The 25,458-nt window shown below is 50.4% G+C and carries 22 protein-coding genes; 16 read left to right on the top strand and 6 right to left on the bottom strand.

What is annotated here, in order from left to right; all coding sequences use genetic code 11:
• Positions 1-32: 32 nt before the first annotated feature.
• From IPM52_07295 to IPM52_07275, 5 genes are all read left to right on the top strand, one after another.
• Positions 33-785, top strand: coding sequence for a succinate dehydrogenase/fumarate reductase iron-sulfur subunit (locus IPM52_07295; protein ID MBK9291415.1), 753 nt, complete (start codon positions 33-35; stop codon positions 783-785).
• 109 nt (positions 786-894) lie between these two features.
• Entirely contained in the window at positions 895-1,323 is a 429-nt protein-coding gene (locus tag IPM52_07290) for a hypothetical protein (protein MBK9291414.1), read from the top strand.
• A gap of 61 nt (positions 1,324-1,384) precedes the next feature.
• Positions 1,385-2,455, top strand: coding sequence for a 4-hydroxythreonine-4-phosphate dehydrogenase PdxA (gene pdxA / locus IPM52_07285; protein ID MBK9291413.1), 1,071 nt, complete (start codon positions 1,385-1,387; stop codon positions 2,453-2,455).
• 5 nt (positions 2,456-2,460) lie between these two features.
• Positions 2,461-4,959, top strand: a complete 2,499-nt coding sequence (locus tag IPM52_07280) for a bifunctional UDP-N-acetylmuramoyl-tripeptide:D-alanyl-D-alanine ligase/alanine racemase (protein ID MBK9291412.1) — start codon at positions 2,461-2,463, stop codon at positions 4,957-4,959.
• Between the two features lie 133 nt (positions 4,960-5,092).
• On the top strand, positions 5,093-7,804 hold the full coding sequence (locus IPM52_07275) for a 4-alpha-glucanotransferase (GenBank protein ID MBK9291411.1): 2,712 nt from the start codon (positions 5,093-5,095) through the stop codon (positions 7,802-7,804).
• A 120-nt stretch (positions 7,805-7,924) separates the two neighbouring features.
• On the opposite strand, the gene IPM52_07270 is transcribed toward IPM52_07275, so the two are convergent.
• Positions 7,925-8,110, bottom strand: coding sequence for a hypothetical protein (locus IPM52_07270; GenBank protein ID MBK9291410.1), 186 nt, complete (start codon positions 8,108-8,110; stop codon positions 7,925-7,927).
• A gap of 389 nt (positions 8,111-8,499) precedes the next feature.
• Here IPM52_07270 and deoC point away from each other — a divergent pair, with 389 nt between their 5' ends.
• The 3 genes from deoC to IPM52_07255 all read left to right on the top strand — a co-directional run bounded on the left by deoC (position 8,500) and on the right by IPM52_07255 (position 10,640).
• A complete protein-coding gene (gene deoC / locus IPM52_07265) occupies positions 8,500-9,336 on the top strand; it encodes a deoxyribose-phosphate aldolase (protein ID MBK9291409.1) in 837 nt (278 codons plus the stop codon).
• Between the two features lie 96 nt (positions 9,337-9,432).
• Positions 9,433-10,221, top strand: a complete 789-nt coding sequence (locus IPM52_07260) for a redoxin domain-containing protein (GenBank protein MBK9291408.1) — start codon at positions 9,433-9,435, stop codon at positions 10,219-10,221.
• 2 nt (positions 10,222-10,223) lie between these two features.
• Positions 10,224-10,640, top strand: a complete 417-nt coding sequence (locus tag IPM52_07255; protein MBK9291407.1) for a hypothetical protein — start codon at positions 10,224-10,226, stop codon at positions 10,638-10,640.
• Between the two features lie 66 nt (positions 10,641-10,706).
• Here the strand turns inward: IPM52_07255 and IPM52_07250 are convergent, their stop codons facing one another.
• Positions 10,707-11,093: a DUF4296 domain-containing protein gene (locus IPM52_07250; protein MBK9291406.1), complete on the bottom strand. Its 387-nt coding sequence runs from the start codon at positions 11,091-11,093 to the stop codon at positions 10,707-10,709.
• 4 nt (positions 11,094-11,097) lie between these two features.
• Positions 11,098-13,302 (bottom strand): DNA helicase RecQ, encoded by a 2,205-nt coding sequence (gene recQ / locus IPM52_07245; GenBank protein MBK9291405.1) that lies wholly within the window; start codon positions 13,300-13,302, stop codon positions 11,098-11,100.
• 376 nt (positions 13,303-13,678) lie between these two features.
• Between recQ and IPM52_07240 the strand changes: the two genes are divergently transcribed.
• The 3 genes from IPM52_07240 to lptB are packed head-to-tail and all read left to right on the top strand — an operon-like array spanning position 13,679 to position 15,946.
• Positions 13,679-14,671 carry a KpsF/GutQ family sugar-phosphate isomerase gene (locus tag IPM52_07240; GenBank protein ID MBK9291404.1) on the top strand — a complete coding sequence of 331 codons (993 nt, stop codon included), beginning with the start codon at positions 13,679-13,681 and terminating at the stop codon, positions 14,669-14,671.
• A 27-nt stretch (positions 14,672-14,698) separates the two neighbouring features.
• Complete coding sequence (locus IPM52_07235; protein ID MBK9291403.1) at positions 14,699-15,046, top strand: carboxymuconolactone decarboxylase family protein; 348 nt, start codon at positions 14,699-14,701, stop codon at positions 15,044-15,046.
• 42 nt (positions 15,047-15,088) lie between these two features.
• The gene (lptB, locus tag IPM52_07230) at positions 15,089-15,946 is read left to right on the top strand and encodes an LPS export ABC transporter ATP-binding protein (protein MBK9291402.1); all 858 of its coding nucleotides are present in this window, start codon (positions 15,089-15,091) and stop codon (positions 15,944-15,946) included.
• Here the strand turns inward: lptB and pssA are convergent.
• Positions 15,842-16,573 (bottom strand): CDP-diacylglycerol--serine O-phosphatidyltransferase, encoded by a 732-nt coding sequence (gene pssA / locus IPM52_07225; protein ID MBK9291401.1) that lies wholly within the window; start codon positions 16,571-16,573, stop codon positions 15,842-15,844. The genes lptB and pssA overlap by 105 nt on opposite strands.
• An 88-nt stretch (positions 16,574-16,661) precedes the next feature.
• Between pssA and IPM52_07220 the strand changes: the two genes are divergently transcribed.
• Complete coding sequence (locus IPM52_07220; protein ID MBK9291400.1) at positions 16,662-17,981, top strand: alginate export family protein; 1,320 nt, start codon at positions 16,662-16,664, stop codon at positions 17,979-17,981.
• A gap of 12 nt (positions 17,982-17,993) precedes the next feature.
• On the top strand, positions 17,994-19,208 hold the full coding sequence (locus IPM52_07215) for an S-adenosylmethionine:tRNA ribosyltransferase-isomerase (protein MBK9291399.1): 1,215 nt from the start codon (positions 17,994-17,996) through the stop codon (positions 19,206-19,208).
• Positions 19,209-19,234: 26 nt separating this feature from the next.
• Here the strand turns inward: IPM52_07215 and IPM52_07210 are convergent, their stop codons facing one another.
• Positions 19,235-21,280, bottom strand: a complete 2,046-nt coding sequence (locus tag IPM52_07210; GenBank protein MBK9291398.1) for a tetratricopeptide repeat-containing sensor histidine kinase — start codon at positions 21,278-21,280, stop codon at positions 19,235-19,237.
• 269 nt (positions 21,281-21,549) lie between these two features.
• Here IPM52_07210 and IPM52_07205 point away from each other — a divergent pair, with 269 nt between their 5' ends.
• The gene (locus IPM52_07205; protein ID MBK9291397.1) at positions 21,550-22,362 is read left to right on the top strand and encodes a M48 family metallopeptidase; all 813 of its coding nucleotides are present in this window, start codon (positions 21,550-21,552) and stop codon (positions 22,360-22,362) included.
• 126 nt (positions 22,363-22,488) lie between these two features.
• Here IPM52_07205 and IPM52_07200 read toward each other — a convergent pair whose 3' ends face one another.
• Positions 22,489-23,064, bottom strand: a complete 576-nt coding sequence (locus IPM52_07200; GenBank protein ID MBK9291396.1) for a cysteine hydrolase — start codon at positions 23,062-23,064, stop codon at positions 22,489-22,491.
• A 135-nt stretch (positions 23,065-23,199) separates the two neighbouring features.
• On the opposite strand from IPM52_07200, the gene IPM52_07195 reads away from it, so the two are divergent.
• Together IPM52_07195 and IPM52_07190 are read left to right on the top strand one after the other, a co-directional pair.
• Entirely contained in the window at positions 23,200-23,553 is a 354-nt protein-coding gene (locus IPM52_07195) for a PadR family transcriptional regulator (GenBank protein ID MBK9291395.1), read from the top strand.
• A 2-nt stretch (positions 23,554-23,555) separates the two neighbouring features.
• On the top strand, positions 23,556-25,367 hold the full coding sequence (locus tag IPM52_07190; GenBank protein MBK9291394.1) for a PspC domain-containing protein: 1,812 nt from the start codon (positions 23,556-23,558) through the stop codon (positions 25,365-25,367).
• The last annotated feature ends 91 nt before the right edge of the window (positions 25,368-25,458 follow it).

Here is a 25,458-nt window from a genome sequence, read left to right as displayed (position 1 = left end):
GCCCAATCATTAATCCTAAACAAAAAAGCACTATGGACCTCACACTGAAAGTATGGAGACAAGCCAATGCCAACGACAAAGGCAGGTTTGTGGAATATAAGGTGAAAGGCATTTCGCGCGATGCTTCCTTCCTCGAAATGATGGACATACTCAACGAACAGCTTGTGCGCGAGGGCGAAGATCCGGTGGCCTTTGACCACGATTGCCGCGAAGGCATATGCGGCGCATGCTCTATGTATATCAACGGCAGGCCGCACGGGCCGGATAAAGGCACCACCACCTGCCAGCTGCACATGCGCAGATTCAAAGATGGCGACACCATCACCGTCGAACCCTGGAGAGCCAAGCCTTTTCCGGTGATCAAAGACCTCGTGGTTGACCGCTCGGCTTTCGACGAAATCATCCGTGCAGGAGGCTTCATTTCCGTATCTACCGGAGGTGTGCCCGATGCCAATGCCATTCCCATCCCAAAACGCAATGCCGACCTGGCTATGGATGCTGCCGCCTGCATCGGCTGCGGTGCCTGTGTGGCGGCATGTAAAAATGCCTCAGCCATGCTCTTCGTTGGTGCAAAAGTGTCGCAGTTTGCCCTGCTGCCCCAGGGTAGGGTAGAAGCCCGTGAAAGGGTGCTGAAAATGGTCGCCAAAATGGATGAACTTGGGTTTGGCAACTGCACCAACACCTACGCCTGCGAGGCTGCATGCCCCAAAGAAATCTCCGTCGCGAATATTGCCCGCATGAACAGGGAATACCTCTCTGCACGCGTGGCTGCACCCAACGAATAATATTCTGCCAACGAACCTCCTTGGCCGGCAACAATTTGCCGGCTTTTTTTGTTTATCCCGCATTGGCGTAAAATTTGTACCAAAGCATATCGAAACCTCAATACTTGGAATGATGATATATCTGCTTTCGCATAACGACCTGAAAATCAAATCGGAGATTAATCAGATAATCGGCCGGCCCTACACTTTTCGCGAGCGCTGGTTGATGGGTGGGAATGGTTCGGGCGGTCAGGTCGTTACCGAAGCCGACGAAAAGCTCCTGGCCTGTCTTCCCGACGATGGCAGCATACGCAAATGCAACATCGAGCTTCGCGAAAAAGGTATTCTGGTGGGCTTTCACCGAGGCCTGGAAACCTTTGGCTGGGTAGTACCTTATTATATGCTAACCATCTACGGGCACAGCAACAGCCTTACGCTCTACGCCGGACCGCACAGACTGAGCCTCAGGTGGCCTGCACATATCAGATCGAATCAGAAGTTTCTGGATAAATTGATGAAACTGAGGGCAGAAAGCCTGGCTGCAAATGAAATGCCATAAAATGCGTCATTGAGGTTTACGCTGCTTTTTGCGCTAATTTTGTGCTCCAAAATTCATACACATGGACCAGCTGCAACAGCGCGAAACAGAGCAACTGCTCAAGGTAGGCATCACCCACGGCGATTTCAATGGTGTGGGATATGAAGTCATGCTCAAATCGCTGGCCGACCCGCGCATCACTGAATTGTTTACACCTATCATATATGGTCATGCCCGTGTGGCAGCTTTTTACCGGAAAAACCTGGCGCTTAACGAATTGAATTTCAATCCTTTGCGAGACGCCACACAGGCCAATCCGAAAAAAGTAAACCTGATTAACTGTACCGAGAATGAGCTGAGGGTCGAGATGGGCGCAAATTCGGTAGAAGCAGGACGCATGGCATTGGTTGCCCTTCAGATGGCAGTGGAGGACCTCAAAAACGGGCTGATCGATGTGCTTGTAACTGCCCCAATCAACAAAGAGAACATCCAGTCCGACAATTTTCGTTTTCCCGGCCATACCGAATACCTTGCCGCTAATTTTCCCGGCCAACCGCTCATGCTTATGGTCTGGCGCGATCTGCGCATAGGAGTTGCAACCGGACATCTTCCCCTGAAAGAAGTAAGCCGCAACCTCACTGCTGAGGGCATTTTGCAGAAACTCCGCGCGCTCAATGCCAGCCTCATCACCGACTTTGGTATTGGCCGGCCGCGCATTGCCCTACTCGGCCTCAATCCGCATGCTGGCGACGGAGGCTTGCTCGGAACGGAAGAAAACGAAATCATTCTGCCGGCCATTCTCAAAGCAAGGGAAGAGGAGGAGATGCTTGTTTACGGGCCATTTGGCGCTGACGGTTTCTTCGGAGCCGGTGAGTGGAAAAAATACGATGGCGTGCTTGCCATGTATCACGATCAGGGCCTGATCCCGTTCAAGACACTCGCTGCAGGCGAAGGCGTCAACTTTACTGCCGGTCTGCCAATTGTACGCACCTCACCCGCACACGGTACAGCATACGACATCGTGGGGAAAAACAAATCCAACGAAGACTCCTTCCGGCAGGCACTGTACCTGGCTGTTGACATCGAACGCCGGAGGCGTATGCAACGTGAGCTCGAGAAAAATAAACTCGACACCGAAAAATACAGCGCCTGACCTTGATCAACGTCCGTGTCAAATACTCCATCGGCCAGATTGCCACGATTGTCAATGGCCGTTTGGTTCAACGGCAATCAACGGAATTTTCCGTAAGCCAGCTGCTTATCGATAGCCGTCTGCTGTTGCAACCCGGAGAGACCTTGTTTTTCGCCTTTCAGACCAAACGCAACGACGGGCACAGATACATTGCCGAACTCATCTCCAAAGGCGTGAGGGCTTTTGTTGTGAGCCGGCTTCCGGAGGAGGAACTCAACGACCTGCCTCCGGAAACTGCCTTTATTGTTGTTGACCATCCCCTGAAGGCCCTGCAAATGCTGGCCGCAGCACACAGGAGCCGGTTCCACATTCCTGTGATCGGCATCACGGGCAGCAACGGAAAAACAGTTGTCAAAGAATGGCTTTATCAGCTGCTGGCCGACGACCTGAGGGTTGTGCGCAGCCCGAAAAGCTATAACTCACAGATCGGCGTGCCCCTTTCGGTATGGCAAATTAACGAAGAGCATCAGCTGGCCATCTTCGAAGCCGGTATCTCCGAACCCGGCGAGATGGATCGCCTGCAGGAAATCATCCAGCCGACCATCGGCATCTTTACCAATATCGGACCTGCCCACAGCGAAAATTTCATCAACAACCAGCAAAAGGCAGGCGAAAAACTGAAACTTTTCACTAAGTCAGAGACCCTGATTTATTGCGCCGACCATCCCGAAGTGCAGGCGGCCATCATCAGATCCAGGTTGCAGCAACGTATCCGCACCTTCACCTGGAGCCGGCATCATCAGGCCGATCTGGAGGTTTTGTCAGTGGAAAGATACACTCGGCAAACCCGGCTTTCGGCTCGGTACAAGCAGAAACAAATTGAGCTGGTAATCCCTTTCACCGACGAGGCATCCATCGAAAACAGCCTGCATTGCCTGAGCCTGATGCTCCTGCTGGGCTATCACGAGGAAGTGATTGCGGAAAGGTTTATGCACCTGAGCCCCGTGGCCATGCGCCTCGAACTCAAAGACGGCATCAACCAGTGCACCATCATCAACGACAGTTACAACAACGATGTGCAATCGCTGTCCATAGCCCTCGACTTTCTGAACCAGCAAAGTCACGACCGCCGGAAAACCCTGATCCTGTCGGATATCTATCAGAGCGGACTGAGCGAACCGGAGCTTTACGCCTCCATAGCCCGGATGCTTGAGGCAAAAGGTATCGACCACCTGATCGGTATCGGGCCGGCCATCAGCAGACAAGGGCATCAGTTTGCCATGCAAAAGGATTTCTTCCCGTCAACCAGTGCGTTTCTTTCGTCCTTTCCGTTAAACAAATTTCACAATACTACCATCCTCCTCAAGGGGGCACGTCTGTTTGGCTTCGAGGCCATTGGTGCCATGCTGCAGCAAAAGCTGCACGAAACCGTGCTCGAAATCAATCTGAACAATCTGATTGATAACCTCAACTATTACAGGTCGTTGCTGCGGCCGGGCACCAGGGTCATGCTCATGGTGAAAGCTTTCGGGTATGGCAGTGGTGGATTCGAGATAGCTGGTGCGCTGCAGTTTCACAAAGCCGATTATCTGGCTGTAGCTTATGCCGACGAGGGGATTGAGCTGCGCAAGGCAGGCATCACCATGCCCATCATGGTGATGAGTCCGGAGGCACAAAGCTTCGATGCCCTGCTGCTCTACGATCTTGAGCCGGAGATCTACAGTTTCAGGGTGCTGGGATTGCTCGAGGAGGCCATCGCCCGCATGGAAGATCCTGCCAGAAAAGTCCGCATCCATCTGAAATTCGACACCGGCATGCATCGGCTTGGCTTCGGCCCTTCCGATGTGCACACGCTTGCCAGTCGCCTGGCCGGCCATCCCAATATTGTGATTGCTTCCATCTTTTCGCATCTGGCAGCAAGCGACGATGCAACTCACGACGCCTTCACCCTCAATCAGATAGAAGTTTTTAATGCCATTCATTCCCAACTGTCGGTTTTGCTGCCTTATTCCTACGACCGGCATATCCTCAACTCGGCCGGCATCAGCAGGTTTCCGCAGGCGCATTTCGAGATGGTCCGCCTTGGCATAGGTGTGTATGGCATTCCTGTAAGTAAAACACAGCCCGAACCGCTGAAAAACGTTGTTTCGCTGCGCTCCATCATCTCACAATTGCGTCATGTGCCTGCAGGCGAGAGCGTGGGCTACAACCGCAGCAGCTACACCGTGCAGCCCAGCCTCATCGGGGTTGTGCCTGTGGGCTATGCCGATGGCCTGCCACGCGCACTGTCCAACGGCAAGGGTAAGCTGTATGTGAAAGGCAAGCCTGCACCCATCATTGGCGATGTGTGCATGGACATGTGCATGATCGACCTTACGGGGCACGACGTGAAAGAAGGCGACGAAGTAATCGTATTCGATGCTTCATATCCGGTATCCCTTCTGGCAGCCGATGCGGGTACCATCCCTTACGAAATCCTTACACGTATTTCCCGCCGCGTCAAAAGGGTCTATTACCAGGAATAGTCCCCCAATGCGCCGGAAATTGCAACCGTTGTCAGCAGGATAGCGGCAAAGTTTCGCTATGTCTGTTTGCATCGCAGCGGCAATTTTTCCGAACTTTATACTTTCATTTACTTACGCCCAAAAACCCATTCCAATGAGAGTTAAATTAACCATACATTACCAGAGCCAGTGGGGACAAAGCATCTGTGTGTGCGGCTCGGAACCCGAACTGGGATTGTGGGATACCGGCAAAGCCGTCGATCTCAACTACCTGGGCAACGACCTTTGGGGCGGCGAAATTGAACTGCCCGAAGGAAAATATCTGGAGTATAAATACCTGTTGCGCGAGGCCAATGGCATCCTGCACTGGGAGGGTGGCGCCAATCGCTCGCTCCTTACCTCGGATTACGAATTCATCGAAGTGCACGACCAATGGCATGCGGTGGTCGATCCCGACAGGGTGTTGTTCACCAAGGTGTTCACCGAGGTTATCATGAAACCCGACCGGCTCGTATTGCAGGAAAATCTGCCCAAAAGCGGCCCGGTGCTTCGCTTCACCTTAGCAGCTCCACGCGTTGGCCCTGGATATGGCATGGCAGTTGTCGGAGGCATACCAGCTCTGGGTAGCTGGACAAAACCACAGTTGATGTCTAACCGCAACTATCCCATTTGGGAACTCGACCTCGAGGCTTCCATGTTCAGCCAGCCCGTTAGTTATAAATACGTTATCGTCAAGCTCGACGACCATAGTATTGCCACCTGGGAAGAAGGCGAAAACCGCCTGATGCCACCTGTTGCAACAGACAACCCGAACAGCCTGATAGTGGTCAACGACGAAAAATTCCGCTACCCGGTTGGTAACTTCAAAGGCGCAGGAGTGGCTGTTCCGGTGTTTTCGCTCCGCACAAATGATAGTTTTGGGGTTGGAGAATTCCACGATATCCGCAAACTGGTGGATTGGTGTGTGCTCACCGGCCTCAGGATGATTCAGGTGCTTCCCATCAACGAAACCGTGGCAACACACTCCTGGCTCGACAGCTACCCTTACAAGTCAATCACGGTGATGGCCCTCCATCCCATGTATCTGCACCTTCCGGGGCTGGGCAGGCTGAAAGACGAAAAACTCATGGAAGAGTTCGAACAAATCCGGCAGGAACTCAATGCAAAGACTTATGTGGACTATGTCGCCGTTACCCGTGCCAAGGCCAGATATTTCAAGCTGATCTTTGACCAAAACTGGCCCGAGGTGGTCAAACTCGATAGTTATCAGGAGTTTTTTGAGGCCAACAAAGAATGGCTTAAACCCTATGCAGCTTTCTGCTACCTGCGCGACCGCTTCAAAACCAGCGACTTCCGCCAGTGGGACGAGTATGCCACCTACAATCCGGATTTGATTGACCAGCTCACAGATCCCAACCAGGATTTTCACGAACATATTGCCGTGCACTACTATCAGCAGTATTACCTCGACAAACAGCTGCGCGAAGTAGTAGAATATGCCCACGACAAAGGTGTGGCGCTCAAAGGCGACATCCCGATCGGCATCAGCCCCAACAGCATCGAAGCCTGGACCGAGCCTCACCTGTTCAACCTCGCAGGACAGGCCGGCGCCCCACCGGACGATTTTGCCATCATGGGTCAGAACTGGGGCTTCCCAACCTACAACTGGGATGTGATGGCCGCCGATGGTTACGCCTGGTGGAAAAAACGCCTGGCCATGATGGAAAAATATTTCGATGCCTACCGCATCGATCACATCCTCGGTTTCTTCCGGATCTGGGAGATTCCGCGTGAATCGCTGCACGGCCTGCTCGGCTATTTCAAACCGGGCTTGCCATTGACACCCTCCGAAATCGAAGACTGGGGCCTGTGGTTCGACTACGACCGTTTCACCAAACCTTACATCAGGGGGTATATGCTCCACGACTTTTTTGGGGAATATGCCGATGAAGTAAGGCGGAAGTACCTGGTTGAAAATGAGATGGATCAATACAGTCTGAAACCCGATTTCGATACCCAGCGCAAGATTTACGACCATTTCACCCCCAATGGCATCACTGCCGACGTAAGTTCGAAAGACATCATCATCCGCGACGGGCTGATGAGCCTGCTCAACGAAGTGCTCTTTATCAAAGATCCGTACAGCGAGCATCCGGCCTACCACCCCCGCATTGTGCTGCATTTCACCTACAGCTACCGCGACCTGGAGGAGTACAAACGTGCCATCCTCAACGAACTCTACATCCACTATTTCTATCGCCGCCACGAAGAGTTCTGGAAACAACACGCCCTGGCCAAGCTGCCGGCCATCGTGTCGGCAAGCAATATGCTGGTGTGTGGCGAAGACCTTGGAATGGTGCCCGACAATGTGCCCGAGGTGATGCGTATGCTCAATATCCTGAGTCTGGAAATACAGCGCATGCCCAAAAATCCGCGCATCGAATTTGGCCATCCGGCCGATGCGCCTTATTTGAGCGTGTGCACCACTTCCACCCACGACATGTCCACTATCCGTGGCTGGTGGGAAGAAGACCGCGCCCGAACAGAGCGTTTCTACAAAACCATACTTGGCCACAACGACATTGCTCCTTATTTTGCCGAGCCCTGGGTGTGCTACGAAATTATCAAACAACACATGTATTCGCCGGCCATGTGGACCATCTTCCCCATCCAGGACCTCATTGCCGTGGATGGCAACCTGCGCTGGGACCAAACCGACAAGGAGCGCATCAATGTGCCCAGCGATCCGGAAAACAAATGGCAGTACCGCATGATTCTGACGCTCGAAGAGCTCATCGAAGCCCAAGAGTTCAACAAAACCATCCGCGACCTGGTGCATATGGCCGGTCGTGATGCCGCATATTGATAGCAAGAAAATCTATAAAAATGAAAAACCCTCTGGCGGGGAGCCGGAGGGTTTTTTCGGTTAGCGGGCTGCTTGCACAAAAATTTGCTCCCAGGGCTGAAGGGAGCTCGAGGAAAAGGATTAGAGAAAAAACGATCGTTTGTTTATTACTGAATACAAACGATATGATTGCTGGTTGTCAATAAGTTCAAAGAAATAAACCTTGTCGCCATTCAGATAGACCTTGGCATTGATCTCCTTCACCTGATGCTCTGTCAGGCCATGGTCCTGGATCTGCTTCAGCGTGTAAACCTCATTGATTTTCATACTTCTTTCATTTTCAGTGAGAAACCATCTTTGATGCAAATCGGACATTCGGCATTCCTTACAATCGAAATGTAGCCGCAACGAGTGCACTTGTAGTATTTGTGGTTTCGGGTTTGTTTTTTTGCGATGTTAAGTCCGAACATTGTTGTATCAGTTTACGCCCCTCTGATGGCAAGACCTGTGCCATTTTTTCGTTTGAATAGCGATAATATATATAAGCTGCATAAAATCAAAGGAATAGCTTTTTAAGCTGGTTTAAAAACTCAGAGTGATTTTTATGCATTTCTCCGGAATCGGATATCCGTTTTCGAAACCGGTAATCCTGCTTATTGTGCTCGATTCGCTCTCATCGGCTTTTAAAAGCGTATTTTTGCGCCAAAAGAAACCGGATGAAATTTTCAGCATACTCCCAAACCCCGGAATCAATCGCCGGACGCATTGCACAGATCAGTGCGGTTCAGCTAAGCGATGAAGCGCTTGCCGTAGCCTGGCGGACGATCTTCTCCTGCATCGACCTGACCACCCTCGAAGCCACCGACAACGACGACCGCATAAAGGGGCTTTGCCAGCAGGCCCTCGATTTTGCTGCCGCAGGCAAAGGAGTCAGTGTGGCTGCCATTTGTGTGTATATGCCCTTTATTGAAGCCGGACGCAAATATCTGGGCGACAGTGGGATAAAAGTGGCAACCGTGTCGTGCGCCTTCCCTTCGGGCCAGATGCCCCTGCATCTCAAACTGGCCGAGACAGCCTGGGCAGCCGCGCAGGGTGCCGACGAAATTGATATGGTCATCTCCCGTGGGGTGATGCTCAAGGGCGACTACGATGCCATCTTCGACGAAATTAAGGCGGTGAAAGCTGCCTGCGGAAAAGCCCATCTGAAAGTCATTCTCGAAACCGGCGAACTCTCAAGTCCCGAACTGATCCGAAAAGCCTCCGAATTGGCATTGCTGGCAGGCGCCGATTTCCTCAAAACCTCAACCGGCAAGGTGCAGCCTGCAGCCACCCCCGAAGCCGCAGTGGTGATGCTCGATACCATCAGGGAATACTACGAAAGCTCCGGCCGTAAAGTAGGCTTCAAACCTGCCGGTGGCATTGCCGAACCCGAAACCGCCCTGATCTACTACAAACTTGTGGATAACATCCTCGGGCAGGAATGGCTCAATCCCAAACTATTCCGGATTGGCGCCAGCCGGCTTGCAGCCAAAGTGTTCAACCTCATCCCCTGAGGGGGCGTCTTGCACCAACCGTCCAAAGATTCTTGCCGATTTGCCCAACAGATACAAATACATATATATTTGTAGATGTTTCTGAAAGGCATTTCTATGAAAAAATTCTTTACCGTTCTGTTGATATTCATGGCTCTGGGCCGCACCAATGCCCAGACACCGCTCACCATAGCTCCCGACTTTAGTGTAAAAACTGTGGAGGGCGCTGTAATTCAGCTGTATCCCCTGCTTGATGCCGGCAAAGTGGTGGCGCTCGATTTCTTTTCGGTTTCCTGTGGCCCCTGCCAGCTCTATGCGCCTCATTTTCAGGGTGCATTTGAAGCGTTTGGGCGCAACCTGGGAGATGTGTTTTTTCTCGGTATCAACTACAACGGCACCAATAGCGACGTCATTTTTTTCGATTCTGTGTTCAACCTAACCTTCCCTTCGGCCAGTGGGCTCGACGGGGGCGGCAATGCAGCTTTTCATCTTTTTCAGCTTGCTGCTTATCCCACTGTGCTGGTCATCCGGCCTGATAAGGTGATTACCAATCCCTACATCTGGCCACCTACCACCGACAATATCATCGATGCTGTGCTGCTTGCCGGTGGAACGCTTGTGGGCCTGGAAAATAAAAATGAGCTGTCTGATCTGGGGGTTTTTCCCAACCCGGTCAGCGGGCAGGCATCCATCCGGTTTAAGCTCGATACCCCCCAGTCCGTTGCAGTTGATCTGCTCGACTTAAGCGGACGTCATATCCGACAGTTGCTACCACAAACCTCATTTGCAGCCGGAGCCCACGAAATTAATTTTTCTGCCTCCGGACTTCCCGATGGCACCTTTTTTGTGGCTTTCAGTACCGATGAAGAGCGGTACGTTCGAAAGCTACATGTGTTAAAACGCTGAATATGAAACTGATAAAAAATCGCGGCGCAGCAATCTACTGGGTGGCTGCGCTTTTTTTGTCCCTGCTGCTTACTGCCTGCGCACTCGACGAGGACATTGGTCCTGATGTGGACCCGATTGAAAAATATCTGGGCATCTGGAGTGTGAGCGATCACGAGCTCAAGGTTAACTATACCGTGAGCATACAGCGCAATCCGTCGAACTCCACTGAGGTGCGCATACAGAATTTCGCAGCCTCGGGTGGTGCTGCCACTGCCCTGGTGGTTGGCAATACGCTTACAATAACCAGTCCGGTGATTGGCAATGGCTGGCAGGTGTCGGGCACAGGGGTGTACAAAAATGCATCGCGGATCGAATTCACCTACAGCCTGGTGGTGTCAGGTGCATCCGAAAACCGTTTCGCACTCTTTACCAGATAATTCTGCGCTGGCTTCAAAAACTAGCTTATGTGGTTCTGAACATTGCGCGTTTGAGAAGGCTCCTGGCTACTCCAGCCTGAGCTCCTGCTGTATTCGCAATAGGCTGTCAATTACATCCTGGTAAACTTTTTCCATCACAGCCGGATGCTGGTTGTAATAAAGCAGGTTGGCTTCCAGAAGCTCGGGGGTAATGCCGTAATGGGTAAAAATGGCATCGAAGAGGGCGTTTTTCTGGTTCTCGAACTCCTGCCCGTTGTTGCGACGCATATTCATGGCGGCTTCCACCAGATGAACTTCGGTGAGCACGCTGGTGAGTGTGGCCTGGCTCATGAGTACCTTTGGCCTGATGTGGTCAGTTTTTCCCTTGCTGCAGCCGGATGCACCAATCAACACAAGCGCCACGAAAAGCAACCCTGTTGCAAACAACCGAAGCAAAGTAATCCGTGCCGACATGGGATCAGTTGCCGACTTCCGAAATAAACTTGATGCGCATCAGCCTGATTTCCTCTTCGGTGTATTCCGAATCGCCGAGTGTTTTCAGGGCAACCTCAACCGAATCGCTCTCCGATTCCTTGAAGTAGTCGATGATTTCTTCCTGATGGTATTCGTCCACAAACTCATCGATGTAGTAAGAGATGTCGATTCTCGTGCCGCTTGCAACGATGCTTTCGATCTCGCTCAGCAGTTCGTCGAAGGTGAGGTTTTTGGCATAGGCAATATCTTCGAGGGGCAGCTTGCGGTCAATAAGCTTGATAATCTCCGCTTTCAGTATGGATTTTCCGGGAACCGTTTTAACCACCATATCGTTGGGGCGGATAGTCTCGTTTTCCTCCACATACTGCCTGATGAGCTTGATAAACGGCTCGCCGTATTTGGCTGCTTTCCCTACGCCCACCCCGACGATTTGCGTAAGTTCCTCTATCTTAATGGGATATTGGATAGCCATGTCTTCGAGCGAGGGATCCTGAAAGATAACGAAAGGTGGCAGGTTTTCCTTTTTCGAGATGGCTTTGCGCAAGTCCTTGAGCATGGCAAACAAGGTTTGGTCGGTGCCACTGCCTTTTACGCCTCCTGCTTTTGCTTCTTCCAGCTCATCATCTTCCTGGCTTTCGAAGTTATGATCTTTGGCCAGCATAATGGTGAAAGGCTTTTTAATGTACTCTTTGCCTTCCTTGGTAACCTTCAGGTTGCCGTAGCTCTCGATTTCTTTGTATAAAAGCTTGTGTATGAGCGCTTGTTTGATTACGGCATTCCAGTAGCGCTCGTCCTCTTCTTCACCCGCTCCGAAAAATTCGTTGTTATCGAGCTTCATGCTTTTGATGTCGCCCGATTTTTTGCCGGTAAGAAACTCTACGATTTGCTTGGTTTTGAATTGTTGTTTGAGGCTCAGGATGGCTTCAATAACCAGCTTCACGTCTTCTTTTCCGTCAACCTTCTCCTTGGGATTCAGGCAGTTGTCGCAGGCGCCGCAGTTGTCTTTGTCGTACGTTTCGCCGAAATAATGGAGCAGGAGCTTATGGCGGCACACAGTCGATTCGGCGTAATTGACCACTTCGTTGAGCAATTCGCGGGCAATTTCCTGTTCCGACACCGATTTGTCCTTGTTGAATTTATCAAGTTTTGTGATGTCTTCTTCGCTGAAAAAGGCAATGCAATTGCCCTCGCCATCGTCGCGGCCGGCCCGGCCGGTTTCCTGGTAGTAGCCTTCGAGGCTTTTGGGCATGTCGTGGTGAATCACAAAGCGGATGTCGGGCTTGTCGATGCCCATGCCAAAGGCAATGGTAGCCACAATCACCTCAGCTTCCTCCATCAAAAACTTATCCTGGTTTGTGGCGCGTGTGGCACTGTCGAGGCCTGCGTGGTAGGGCAATGCCCTGATGCCGTTGACAGTGAGTGTTTCGGCAATTTCTTCCACCTTCTTCCGGCTCAGGCAATACACAATGCCCGATTTGCCGGGATTGTTTTTGATATATTTAATGATGTCTTTTGTCACCTCGTCGGTCTTGGGCCTGACCTCATAATACAGGTTTGGCCTGTCGAACGAAGATTTAAAAATTTTCGCATTTGTGATTTCGAGGTTTTTCAGGATGTCCTGCTGCACTTTCACCGTGGCTGTGGCTGTGAGGGCAATGACAGGCAGCTTGGGGTTGATGGAGTTGATGATGCTTCTTAGCTTTCGGTATTCCGGGCGGAAATCGTGTCCCCATTCCGAGATGCAGTGGGCCTCGTCAATAGCCATAAAAGATATTGTGAGCGACTTCAGAAACTCAACGGTTTCGTCTTTATTCAACGATTCAGGAGCCACATACAGCAGCTTGGTTTTGCGGGCGATAAGGTCTTCGCGCACCTGGTTGAGCTCGCTCCGCGACAGGGAGGAGTTCATCACATGGGCCACGCCAAACTCGGTGCCGAAATTCCGGATGGTATCCACCTGGTTTTTCATCAACGCAATAAGTGGCGAAACCACAATCGCAGTGCCCTCGCTCATGAGGGCCGGAAGCTGATAGCACAACGATTTGCCTCCTCCTGTCGGCATGACCACAAAGGTGTGGTTGCCCTCGAGCACACTTTTAATGATTGCTTCCTGATTGCCTTTGAAATGGTCGAAACCAAAAATCTTTTTCAGCAGTTCGTGAAGTCCGTATTCATCCTTCTTCACCATGTATCTGTTGCTTATGTTCTGCGTTCAAATTTTTGAAGGGCGCAGGCACACCTTTTCAGGTTATCGCCTGCGGCCACTTATATACAAATATACGTATTAAAGAGGCTTTTATGAAACAAGCAAAATCCAAAAAATTTTTTGGGTCTGTCATGTCTTAAATGCCTGATTCGAATTATGCTGTATAATGAGTTGCAGCGCAATACCCTGTACTTCCCAAAGTTAAAGCTGTTGTTCCGACACAGCTTAAGGGGCGGCAAAAATACTTTCTTTTCCTGAATTGCAAATAAGCCATTTTTATTTTGTCCGCGGCTTTTTGGCGATTGTTTCAAAAAAGGAGGCATGCCCGATTTTATTAATTTTGCGGCAATTAAAAGGTATGAGTACCCAATCAGGCAATCCTGCCCATAATAAGCCGGACGAACTTCTTGCATTGGCCAGCCGCACCATTGCCCTCGAACGCGATGCCATCGATGGCCTGATACCACAACTCAATGCGCATTTTGCTGAGGTGGTAAGGTGCATTTTCGAATCCAGGGGCAAGGTGATCGTAAGCGGTATTGGCAAGAGTGCCATTGTTGCGCAAAAGATCGTTGCCACGTTCAACAGCACAGGCACCAATGCGGTGTTTCTGCATGCTGCCGATGCCATTCATGGCGACCTGGGGGTGGTACGCGACGAGGATGTGGTGATTTTGATTTCCAAAAGTGGCGAAACGCCCGAAATCAAAGTGCTCATTCCATTGCTTAAAGCCAGGCCAAATGTGTTGGTGGCCATGGTGGGCAATCCCGATTCCTACCTGGCTTTGCAGGCCCATTATTTGCTTCTGACCTCGGTGACACACGAAGCCTGTCCGAACAACCTTGCCCCAACCTCCAGCACCACGGCACAAATGGTGATGGGCGACGCGCTGGCCATAGCCCTGCTGCATTGTCGCGGGTTCAGTCCCGACGATTTTGCCCGGATTCATCCCGGTGGGGCTTTGGGAAAAAAACTTTACCTGAGGGTGGAAGACATCTATGTGCGCAACGAAAAACCCCAGGTCAACTTCGACGACGACCTGCGAAAAGTAATCGTGGAAATCTCGGCCCGGCGCCTGGGTGCAACAGCTGTGCTCAAAGACGGAAAGCTTGCCGGAATCATCACCGATGGCGACCTCAGACGCATGCTGATGAACAACCCGACCTTCGACCACCTGCGTGCCGAAGACATCATGACCCGCAATCCAAAGAGTATTTCACCGGGTGAGACCCTGGCCAATGCTCTGGCCACAATGAGGCAGCACAACATCACCCAGCTGCCCGTGGTGGAAAACGATATATATAAAGGTGTCATCCACCTGCACGATATCCTCAAAGAGGGCGTTATCTGATTGATTATAAAAAAACGACCAACACTTATGAATAAGGTAGAACAGTTCAATGCTTACCGTGCAATGATGAACGAGCGCCTGATGGCCGCTCCGAACAACAAAATCATGAAGCGCATCTACAGCCTCGATACCCTGACTTACGAGGATGGTGCGCTCGATGCCCGTACCAAAGAAATGCTTGGGCTGGTGGCCTCGATGGTGCTTCGTTGCGACGATTGTATCGCCTATCACCTCCAGAAATGTTTTGAACTCGGACTGACCACCGAAGAGGTGATGGAAATTTTCGGCGTGGCCAACCTGGTGGGAGGCACCATTGTGATACCCCATACCCGCAGGGCTCTCGAGTTTTGGGAAATGCTCAACGAGAACAAATAGCCGGGCTAAGTCAATCCCCAAGAAATCAATTTGCCAAACATGATGATTCTGCGCACCGAACACCTTTATAAAAAATACAAACAACGCACGGTTGTCAAAGACGTGTCGGTGCATGTCAGGCAGGGCGAGATTGTAGGTTTGCTCGGGCCCAATGGTGCGGGCAAAACCACGACCTTCTACATGATTGTGGGATTGATCAAGCCCCTTGCCGGCAAGGTATTCCTCGATGAAACCGAAATAACCTCTGAACCCATGTACAGGCGTGCCCAGCTTGGAATCGGTTACCTGGCGCAGGAAGCCAGTGTGTTTCGCAACATGAGCGTGGAAGACAACATCCTTTCGGTGATGGAGTTTAAAAAAAGCTTGACCCGCCAGCAGAGGTATGAACGCCTGGAGCAGCTTTTGGATGAGTTTGGCCTGCAAAATATCCGCAAAAACAAAGGCATACAACTTTCGGGGGGCGAGCGCCGCCGCACCGAAATCGCCCGTGCCCTCGCGGTAAATCCTAGCTTCATCCTGCTCGACGAACCTTTTGCGGGAGTTGACCCGATTGCCGTGGAAGATATCCAGAACATCGTTTGGAAACTCAAAGAAAAGAACATCGGCATTCTGATCACCGACCACAACGTGCACGAAACCTTGTCCATCACCGACCGGTCGTACCTGCTTTTTGAAGGAGCCATACTCAAATCAGGCACATCCGAAGAGCTTGCGGCCGACGAACAGGTGCGCAAAGTTTATCTGGGACAGAATTTCGAATTGCGCCGCCGCGAAAACAGCAACACCCTGCCAAACTCAGCTTTGAATGTCGGTGAGGAAAACCACCACCGAGAGCATCAGATAGATGGCAATGATGAAGGGGATGGCCAGGAACTGCAGAAACACGAGCAGAAAGACTGAAACAGCCAGAAAAAAATATTTTATCTCGTTGCCTTTAAGTCCAAAGTGCTTGAATTTCAGTCCAAAGAGCGGAAGATTGCTCACCATGAGCAAGCTAAGGATTACTGAAACACCGATAAGGAAATAGGCGTTGGTGAAAATCATATAGGTGAGACTTTGCGACTCATAAAGCTGCTGACGCACCAATGGCAGCGAAGCCACCAACAACCCGCTTGCCGGACTTGGAAGCCCGCGGAAATAATCGGTTTGCGACGGATCGTTGTTGAATTTGGCGAGCCGAAGCGCTGCAAAAGCCGGCAAAAGAAGGGCTGCGACCGGCACAAGATCAAAGCTGCCAAGGTGTACTACCGGACGGCCGTGGCTGATGCTTATCAGGTGGTACAATATCATACCCGGAGCTACGCCGAACGAAACCACGTCGGCCAGCGAATCGAGGTCGGCACCAATGAGTGAGTGCGCCTTGAGCATCCGGGCCGCAAAACCATCCAGAAAATCGAGTATCGCAGCAACAAAAATGAATAAGCCTGCATGTTCTACTTTTCCTTGAGCAAAACTAAGGATGGAAAGCGTGCCACAAACCAGGTTGAGCAGGGTAAGCAAGTTAGGCAGATGCCTGAATACTGACATGTTATGCATATGTTTCATGCAAAGGTAAGCAGCCTTCAAGGGAATGGCAAGCAACTCACCATAATAGTATTTTTCCGAAATTTGCAACATGAAAGTAAAGTCAGCAATCCTGTTTGTCGCCAGTCTTCTGGCTGGCAGCACCAATTCGATGGCGCAGCTGGAGCTCAGCGCCGAAATCAGACCTCGTTTCGAACTCAACCACGGACATGCTCGCGTGCCGACGATTGGTCAGGATGCGGTGGCTTTTGTTTCGCAGCGCACCAGGCTCAATGTCTCACACAACGCTGGCAATGCGCAGTTTTTTTTCGGCCTGCAGGACGTCCGCGTGTGGGGCGATGAAAACCAAGGCACACGAACCTCGTCACAAATGAATACGAATAGCCTGGGCATTCACCAGGCGTGGTTGAAGCTCGGTCTGACCGAAAACAGTTACTTGCGGATAGGTCGCCAGGAATTTTTGTACGATGACCAAAGGTTGCTTTCGGCACGCAACTGGCCACAATTTGGTCAAACTTATGATGCCATCCTATATAGCAAAGTTTCGAATGAATGGCAGTTCGATGCGGCAATTTCTTACAATAACGATGCAACAAAATTTGGTGCCGGAACCGCAAACAATCATTTTCTGGTCGATCCCATCGAACAGAGAATTCGGACACTTAATTTTTTATATATTAAGCGAAATATCGGAAAGCAATCCTACCTGAGTGGTCTGGCCATTCTGAGTGGATACCAGAAGGAAAAGCAATCGGAAACCATTTACATGATGGCTACGGTTGGTGGGCATTTCCAGATGCAAAGACGGTTTTCCGATGTCAAAGCCAACTATTACATACAACGGGGTAAAAGCCAGAAGGGCAAAGATATGCGCAGCCACTTTGCCTCGGTCGAGGCGGGTTGGAAGCTTGGCAGGCTTCGGCCGGGAATAGGCGTGGATGTGGTGAGCGGCAACGATGCCCGGGAAACAGATCCGACTTACACCAGTCGTGAGCATGCCTTCGATCTGCTCTATGGCATACGTTTTCTGCGCTATGGCAGGCTTAATCAGTATGTATTGCCTTCGAGCACTGCCGGTGGAGGATGGGTAGATGTGTATCCCAGCTTGAGCCGCCAGACCCGAAAGTACGGAACCCTTGCTGCCGAATGGCACTTTTTCAGGCTTCATTCGGCCGTGCGCAATCCGCTCAATCAGAGCGAACTGCTCGAAGGGAGTCTGGGCAGCGAAGTAAACCTGATCTGGAACTACAACCTCAAACCAAACCTCAACCTCAATGCTGGCTTTGCCTGGTACCTTACCAACGAAAACTTTGCACGCGTCAAAGGTGTTGCACCCGATCAGCTTGCCAAACCTTACTACAGTTGGCTGATGCTCACTTACAAGCCAACTCTCTTCAGATCAGAAAAATAGATTGTGCTGCCGGTGGAGGTAACTAAAATTTCAATAGCCGACTACGATTATCCGCTGCCGGAACACCGGATTGCACAGTACCCTCTGCCTGAGCGCGATGCTTCAAAGTTGTTGGTGCTGAAGGGAACAGTATTGCGGGAAGATGTATTTCGTAACCTGGGTACGCATCTGCCTTCCGGCTCGCTTCTGGTGACAAACAAATCCAAGGTGGTGAATGCCCGCTTGCATTTTTACAAGCCCGGCGGCGCCCACATCGAACTGTTCTGCCTCGAACCTGTGCAGCACAATGGGGATTTTTCAAAGGTGTTCGTGGCTTCTTCGCCAGTAGTGTGGCGCTGCCTGGTAGGCAATTCAAAGCGATGGAAGTCGGGCATTCTGGAAACCAAAATTTCGCATCCCAACATCGTGCTGACTATCCGTGCTGAACGCCTTGCCTGGCATGAAGACCATTCCGTGATCATGTTTAGCTGGGATCAGGAAGAGGTCAATTTTGGACAGATTCTCGAATGGGCCGGCGAATTGCCGCTGCCTCCGTATATGCACCGCAAGGCAGAGGATCTTGATTACGAGCGCTATCAGACCATCTTTGCTACGGCTGGCGGGTCGGTTGCGGCACCCACCGCAGGATTGCATTTTACCACCGGACTTACAAAAAAGCTCGAAGCGCTTGGACATCAATTCGCCGAACTCACGCTGCATGTGGGCGCCGGCACATTCAAACCGGTCTCTGCCGAAACCATTGGCGAACATCAGATGCATGCCGAGCGGGTCATCATCAGCCGCGGACTTATCGAAAGCCTGCTCCGCCACAGGGGGCATGTGGTGGCAGTGGGCACCACGAGCATGCGCACCCTCGAAAGCATTTACTGGCTTGGAATTAAGTTGAACAAGGATATGACACCAAGAGATCTTTTTGTGGATCAGTGGATGCCATATGCCAATATTGCAGGCACTTTGTCGCGGGAGGAATGCCTGCAGGTGATTCTGAACTACATGGATAAGCATGGCATGGAGCAGATTTCGGCACAAACTGCCCTGATGATTGCGCCGGGCTATCGCTTCCAACTGGTCAATGGGCTGATTACCAATTTCCATCAGCCAAAAAGCACCTTGTTGCTGTTGGTTTCGGCATTCGTAGGCCCGGCATGGAAGGAAGTTTACGATTATGCCCTCAGGAATAACTTCCGGTTTTTAAGCTATGGCGACAGCTGTTTGTTCATCCCGTAGCCGGATGCACGCTGATGCGAATCACTTTAAGCTTCGTTCGCGCCTGCTTTGACACTTTGCGAGGGCAAGGTGATATACACGTCTGTGCCCTGACCTTCCACGCTATCAATCTGGAATTCAGCGCCAATCAGTTTCGCAAATTCAGCCACCATCTGCAGGCCAAGCCCGGTACCTTTTTCATTTTTTGTGCCTCTTACCGACTCAACGAACAATCCCGACCTGAGCTGCTCAAGTTTCTCTTTTGGCATACCAGTTCCATTGTCCGAGAAAATGATGGTCAGATTTCCATTGTTCAGCTCTGATCTGACTCGCACAGCACCACCTGAATGACAATACTTTATGGAATTGTTTATCAGGTTGCGTGCAATGTTTCTAAGTAGTTGTTCATCACTGATCACGATCAGATCTTCGGGTAGTTCGTTGACTATACTGATGTTTTTTTGTGTCGCCCTGCCTTCGGCCAGAAGTATTTCCTGTGCAATGGTATTACGTAGCGGGAATTCGGAAGCTTTATAGCTGAACATCTTACGCTGACTCATGCTCCATTGCAGCAGGTTCTCGAGGCCGCCATAAGTAGTCATGGTCTGTTTGTATAATTGCTCCGTCAGCTCATTGCGCTCATCTTCCTTCAGGTTTTCCTTGTCCTCTACTAAAATTCCCAGAATACCCAATAATGCATTGAAAGGCGATTTCAGGTCGTGGGCTATCACCGAAAACAGCTTGTCTTTTGTTTGGTTCGATTCCAGGAGCTCAAGGTTTTTTTGGTTGATTTCTTTATTGAGCACGTTGAGGTTGTTGAAAAGCACCTTCAGGCGGTTTCGGTTCCGCGTTTGAACAACAAAAAGCAGCGCAATCACCAGAATTGCAACCACAGAAGCAATGATGGCAAACCTGAAAGCGGTCACTTGCTGTTTTTTTATCTCAAGTTCCTCTCTTAAATATCTGTTTTCAAGCACTTTCTTCTCTGTTTCAAACTTTGCTTGTAGCTCCTTTACCAGATTTTCGTTACTCAAGCTACGGATGCTGTCCGATAATTGATTGAACCTGAGGAGGTAATCGAAGGCTTTTTCATAGTTGTTGAGCCGGGCATAGATATCGTAATACATGCCGTAAATGCCTTTTGTGATTTCAGGGTCTTTTAATGTTTCTCCGATTTCCCTGATTTCGTCAATTTTTTTCAGTGCTTTGCTGTATTCTCCTTTTTTATGCATGATATTGAACATGCCGAGGTTGGTATAATACAGGCCAATGATGATGTTGTATTGCTTGCAGAGGTCGTGTGCTTCCTGATAATAGGTTTCTGCCTTGTCAAGTTGACCGTTGTCAGCGAGGATATCGGCTGAATTATTCAGGGCGCGTGCCAGTTCGCGCACAAAGCCCCGTTCCCGTGCAAGTTCGATGGTTTTCTCATTGAAGAAAAGCGCGCTGTCGGCATTCTTCTCTTCGCTGAAAACTAATGCCAGGTTGGCATAATTCATCGAAAGGTCAAAATATTTGTTGTGTTTTGAATTGATTGAGATGGCTTCGCGGTATCGCTGTTTTGCAAGTTCAAAATTTCCGGTTTTCTGATCGAGCAAACCTAAGTTGTTCAATATTACCGCTTTGTTTTTTTCAAAACTACCCAAGTCGGCATATTCCAGAGCCTTGAGGTACTCTTCGTAGGCTTCTGCAAGTCTCCCGAGGTCGCTTTTAATGATGGCACTGTTGTGATAAGCCGTCATGATCAATACCGGTTCGTTGGTCTTTTGCGCAATTGATGCGCTTTGCTCGAAATAATAGATGGCGCTGTCCATCATTTCCTTCATTCGGTAGTGTTTTGCAAGCTCCACATATATGTGGTATTTGTTTTTTGGATCCTGAAATTCGTCAATGAACGACCGTGCCTGATAAAGATATGCCAAGGCCGAGTCGGGCAGCTCCAGACTGAGATAAGCATATGACAAGAGCTTGAATGCCTGGCCCAACTTGTCCCAGTTGCCAATGGTTTCGGCCTTACCGATAATTTCTTTGGCCACACTGATCAACTCACGGGGATTGTTGTTGGATAGCGAATCCCCGATTCTCGTCAACATATCGATTTTGTCCATTAAGTCGGGTTCCATTCGGGGTGTGGGCGGGCTTTGCCGGCAGGAGGGCAGGCCCAGGAATAGAAGAAGAATCAGGATTGCGAGTTTAATTCGGGGAGGCTTCAGCATCATTGTGTGGTGGGTTAAATTCAATTTCGGCTGGGGGAAAACAAAAATAAAATTCCTGATATGGAAAACCAAAAAATTGAGCCAAATACAGATTATTTTTATGAGGTTTTAAACTCTGCACATAAGATCTTATCAATATATTGAAAATGAAGACATTAAAATTTTATCTGGCCAGTATTGCTGTCCTCCTGATGGTAGTGTTGTCATGTTCCAGGGTGCCTCTGACCGGCCGCAAGCAGCTCAATATTATTCCCGGGCAGCAAATGATGGCCATGAGCTTTCAGCAATACAGCCAGTTTTTGAGCGAGAACAAGCTTTCGAGCGATGCAGAGGCTACTGCCATGGTTAAAAATGTAGGCCAGAAAATTCAGCATGCTGTGGAGCGTTATTTTGCCGAGAAGGACTTGTCGGCCAGACTCAAGAACTATGCCTGGGAGTTTAACCTGGTCGAGAGTCCGGAAGCCAATGCCTGGTGCATGCCCGGCGGCAAGGTGGTTTTCTACACTGGTATTTTGCCCATCACCAAAGACGAGACAGGTCTGGCGGTAGTTATGGGGCACGAAGTGGCGCATGCCATTGCCGAACACGGCGGCGAACGGATGAGCCAGCAGCTGATGACCCAAATGGGTGGAATGGCGCTTGCCGTGGCCATGCAGGACAAGCCCGAGCAAACCCAGGCCCTGTGGATGGCTGCATTTGGGCTGGGTTCACAACTTGGTATCTTGTTGCCTTACAGCAGATTGCATGAAAGCGAGGCCGACCGCCTGGGTTTGATTTTCATGGCCATGGCCGGTTACGACCCCAACGAGGCCATTGCATTTTGGGAACGTATGGCAAAAATGAAAGGGGGACAGGCTCCGCCGGAATTCCTGAGTACGCACCCCTCCGACGAAACGCGTATTGCACAAATCAGAAAATGGCTTCCCGAAGCCATGAAATATTACAACCGCGACAGGTAGAACGGGCTGATTTTAAGGGTAGTATTTTTTTTAATCCCCCTTGGTGGTCGTCTTGGGTGCCGGGTGGTACATTTAACTGGTTGCTCATTGTCAGCATGAGCGTTGCCCGATATAAAAGGAAACTGTTTATTTCGCTTCCAGAAACTCCTTTGTTTTGAGCACACGAGCGTACGTCCGGTTGAGCGTAGCCAGGGTGGACGCATGTACCTGTGCCGCAGTAACTTCGATGCCGTCGAAACTGAGGTTGCGCGTGGCGCAGGCGTCCGACAACACAATGCACTCATACCCCATATCCCTGGCAGCACGCACGGCTGCTTCGAGGCACATATGGGTTTGCATGCCTGCAAAAACCAGCTTTTTCACCCCAAGCGATTGGAGCACCTCACTCAGCGAGGTGCCCGCAAATGCGTTCACTTCTTTTTTGGTAATCACGGTTTCGCCTTCAGCTGGCGCTACCAGCGGGTGAATCTCGCCACCACGGTCAATCGCATGTTGCACATGCACAACGGGCCAGGCATTCGCTCGAAAGTGCGCCAGCGCCATGGCCGCATTTTGCACGGCGGCCTCGGGTTCGTGCAAAGGCTGAATGCCTCCGGGAAAATAAAACATCTGAAGGTCAATCAGGATGAGTGCCTGCTGTGCGTGGCCTCTGTAGGATGCACCCAAGATCAATATGGCTGCCAGAAGGATAATTTTCCGCATAACTTTTTTTACAAAAATACACCTGCAATGCAACCGGTGGGTAAAATCATTGTCAATGAACTTTGGGTCGAAAAATATTTTAGAAAAATATGTACTATGTAATACAAGGTACTGGAAAGTTATTATTTTTGCGCCATGAACACAGAGAACAATTTATCGCAGATGCGACGCGGGGTGCTCGAGATGTGCATCCTGGCCATCATACACAAAAGGGAAGAGGCCTATGCTTCGGATATCATCGACGAGTTGAAGCAGGCCAGTCTGCTGGTAGTCGAGGGCACGCTATATCCATTGCTGAGCAGGCTCAAAAACGACGACCTGCTCACCTACCGCTGGGAGGAAAGCCGGTCGGGGCCACCACGAAAATATTACAGGATTACCGACAAGGGTACTGCCCTGTTGGATGAACTTCAAACAGGCTGGCAGCAACTGACAGCTTCGGTGGAATCCATATTAAAAAACCAGATTAACGAATCAAAAACCAATTAAAAATGAATAAGACCATCAGTGTAAACATCAGTGGGTTGATGTTTGTCCTCGACGAGGAAGCTTATACCCGTTTAAACCAATACATGCATGAGTTGCGTGCGCATTTTGCCGGACGCAGCGGCCAGGAAGAGATTATCAGTGACATTGAAAGCCGGATTGCAGAATTGTTTCAGCAATATGTGAACGAGCAGAAACAAGTGATTGAACTGGCCGAGGTAGAACATGTGATTGCGGTGCTCGGACAGCCCTGGCAGATGGATGGGGATGCATCGGGCTCGGCGGAAACAGAGAGCAAAAAGGCTGAACCTGGGGCCGGAGCGCAATCATCGGGTTCGCGCAGGTTGTACCGCGATGTGGCCAATGCCAAGCTAGCCGGGGTGGCTGCCGGTCTTGGCAATTACTTCCGCATCGACCCGCTGGTGCCACGTATTTTGTTTGTGATATTACTTTTTGCAAGCGGGGTGGGACCGTTGGTTTACATAATTATGTGGGCGCTGATGCCTGTGATGCCTTCCTCAGGCCTGGAGGGCAGGCCGGGTAGTGCTCAAAGCGGATTTGAACGAAGTGCATACAGACAGTTTTTTCGCGATCCGGAGAATAAAAAGCTGGCTGGTATTGCAGCGGGGCTTGGGCATTATTTCAATGTTGATCCTCTGATTTTCAGGTTATTGTTTGTAATATTTACCTTAATTTCAGGCATTGGTCTTATCGCTTACGTGGTGTTATGGGTCATCACGCCCGAAGCATTAAGCACGGCCGACAAGCTGAAAATGAAAGGGCAACCCGTGAACGTTGAGAACATAGAGCGCAACATCAGGGAGGAAGCAGAACGCCTTGGCCGCAAAATGAATCAGATGGGTGCAGAGGCTGGACAGGGATTGCGAAATGCAGGCCGGCAGGCCGGTCCATACCTGGGCAGCTTTGTCAAAACATTGCTTAGAATCCTTTCGATTCTTGTCGGGGTTGTATTTTTCATTGTAGGGACGGCACTGCTGGCCGTCACCATTGCATTTATCTCTGGTTGGGACGGATTCGTGTTTTTTGAGGACCTGGAGATACCGGTTTCGCTTTCGAACATGGCAAACCTGATTCTCCCCGATCCATCACTGGCGCAGTTGGGAGGGATTGCCCTGGGAGGTTTTGTGCTCATTCCGTTGGCAATGTTTGTTTATGTTGCGTTGCAACTCATCATCGGCCACAATTTTCGGTTGCCCGGTTTGGGACACATTGCCGGAGTGCTGTGGGTGCTGTCGGTTGTTGGCCTAGGGTACACCGGCTACAAGCTTGGCTCCGATTTCAGGGAAAAATCCGGAACAGAACTCGTAAACCAGAAAATCGAAGTTGCCAACCAGGTGGTCGTTCATGCCCGTGATGCCGGAAAATTTAAAGGAGAACCAATGCTTGTAATTGAAAACCAGAGGTTTATGTTCGACAGGCGAAAGCATATACAAAAAGTTTATGCCATGCCACATTTTTATATTCAGACCTCAAAACCAGAAGTAGGTCCGGCTTTGATCGTAGAGGCAATTGCCAGCGGGGAAGATGAAGATCTGGCCCGTCAGCGCAGCAGAAGCCTTGATTTTCCGATAGAATTCAGGAATGATACGCTTTATATTCCCGTTTGGTTTGGGTTCGACGCACAGCAAGGTCTTCGGGCACAACGCATCAATGTGCATCTGAACCTTCCCGACAGCACAAGGGTGCAGTTTTCGCCCGAACTGGACGGCTTTTTTGCGGACAATCCGAGAAACTTCTGGAGGTCACGTCCTTTTGCAGGGAGCAGTAAAACACTCATAAACAACGACCTGCAATAAAGATAACAACCGTCACGACCGATATTTTCATGGGCTGCTGAATTGAAATATCTTTTGGTTTTTTGGTAGATCGAAACTAATTTTACGCTTC

It is taken from the genome of Bacteroidota bacterium, assembly GCA_016715945.1.
GTDB lineage: Bacteria > Bacteroidota > Bacteroidia > Bacteroidales > F082 > JALNZU01.
This window is presented reverse-complemented; position numbering and strand designations above follow the sequence as displayed.

Coding starts and splice junctions, on each gene's coding strand:
- IPM52_07295 (MBK9291415.1), top strand. CDS start 33: ATGGACCTCACACTGAAAGTATGGAGACAAGCCAATGCCAACGACAAA.
- IPM52_07290 (MBK9291414.1), top strand. CDS start 895: ATGATGATATATCTGCTTTCGCATAACGACCTGAAAATCAAATCGGAG.
- pdxA (MBK9291413.1), top strand. CDS start 1,385: ATGGACCAGCTGCAACAGCGCGAAACAGAGCAACTGCTCAAGGTAGGC.
- IPM52_07275 (MBK9291411.1), top strand. CDS start 5,093: ATGAGAGTTAAATTAACCATACATTACCAGAGCCAGTGGGGACAAAGC.
- IPM52_07270 (MBK9291410.1), bottom strand. CDS start 8,110: ATGAAAATCAATGAGGTTTACACGCTGAAGCAGATCCAGGACCATGGC.
- deoC (MBK9291409.1), top strand. CDS start 8,500: ATGAAATTTTCAGCATACTCCCAAACCCCGGAATCAATCGCCGGACGC.
- IPM52_07260 (MBK9291408.1), top strand. CDS start 9,433: ATGAAAAAATTCTTTACCGTTCTGTTGATATTCATGGCTCTGGGCCGC.
- IPM52_07255 (MBK9291407.1), top strand. CDS start 10,224: ATGAAACTGATAAAAAATCGCGGCGCAGCAATCTACTGGGTGGCTGCG.
- IPM52_07250 (MBK9291406.1), bottom strand. CDS start 11,093: ATGTCGGCACGGATTACTTTGCTTCGGTTGTTTGCAACAGGGTTGCTT.
- recQ (MBK9291405.1), bottom strand. CDS start 13,302: ATGGTGAAGAAGGATGAATACGGACTTCACGAACTGCTGAAAAAGATT.
- IPM52_07240 (MBK9291404.1), top strand. CDS start 13,679: ATGAGTACCCAATCAGGCAATCCTGCCCATAATAAGCCGGACGAACTT.
- IPM52_07235 (MBK9291403.1), top strand. CDS start 14,699: ATGAATAAGGTAGAACAGTTCAATGCTTACCGTGCAATGATGAACGAG.
- lptB (MBK9291402.1), top strand. CDS start 15,089: ATGATTCTGCGCACCGAACACCTTTATAAAAAATACAAACAACGCACG.
- pssA (MBK9291401.1), bottom strand. CDS start 16,573: ATGTCAGTATTCAGGCATCTGCCTAACTTGCTTACCCTGCTCAACCTG.
- IPM52_07220 (MBK9291400.1), top strand. CDS start 16,662: ATGAAAGTAAAGTCAGCAATCCTGTTTGTCGCCAGTCTTCTGGCTGGC.
- IPM52_07210 (MBK9291398.1), bottom strand. CDS start 21,280: ATGTTGACGAGAATCGGGGATTCGCTATCCAACAACAATCCCCGTGAG.
- IPM52_07205 (MBK9291397.1), top strand. CDS start 21,550: ATGAAGACATTAAAATTTTATCTGGCCAGTATTGCTGTCCTCCTGATG.
- IPM52_07200 (MBK9291396.1), bottom strand. CDS start 23,064: ATGCGGAAAATTATCCTTCTGGCAGCCATATTGATCTTGGGTGCATCC.
- IPM52_07195 (MBK9291395.1), top strand. CDS start 23,200: ATGAACACAGAGAACAATTTATCGCAGATGCGACGCGGGGTGCTCGAG.
- IPM52_07190 (MBK9291394.1), top strand. CDS start 23,556: ATGAATAAGACCATCAGTGTAAACATCAGTGGGTTGATGTTTGTCCTC.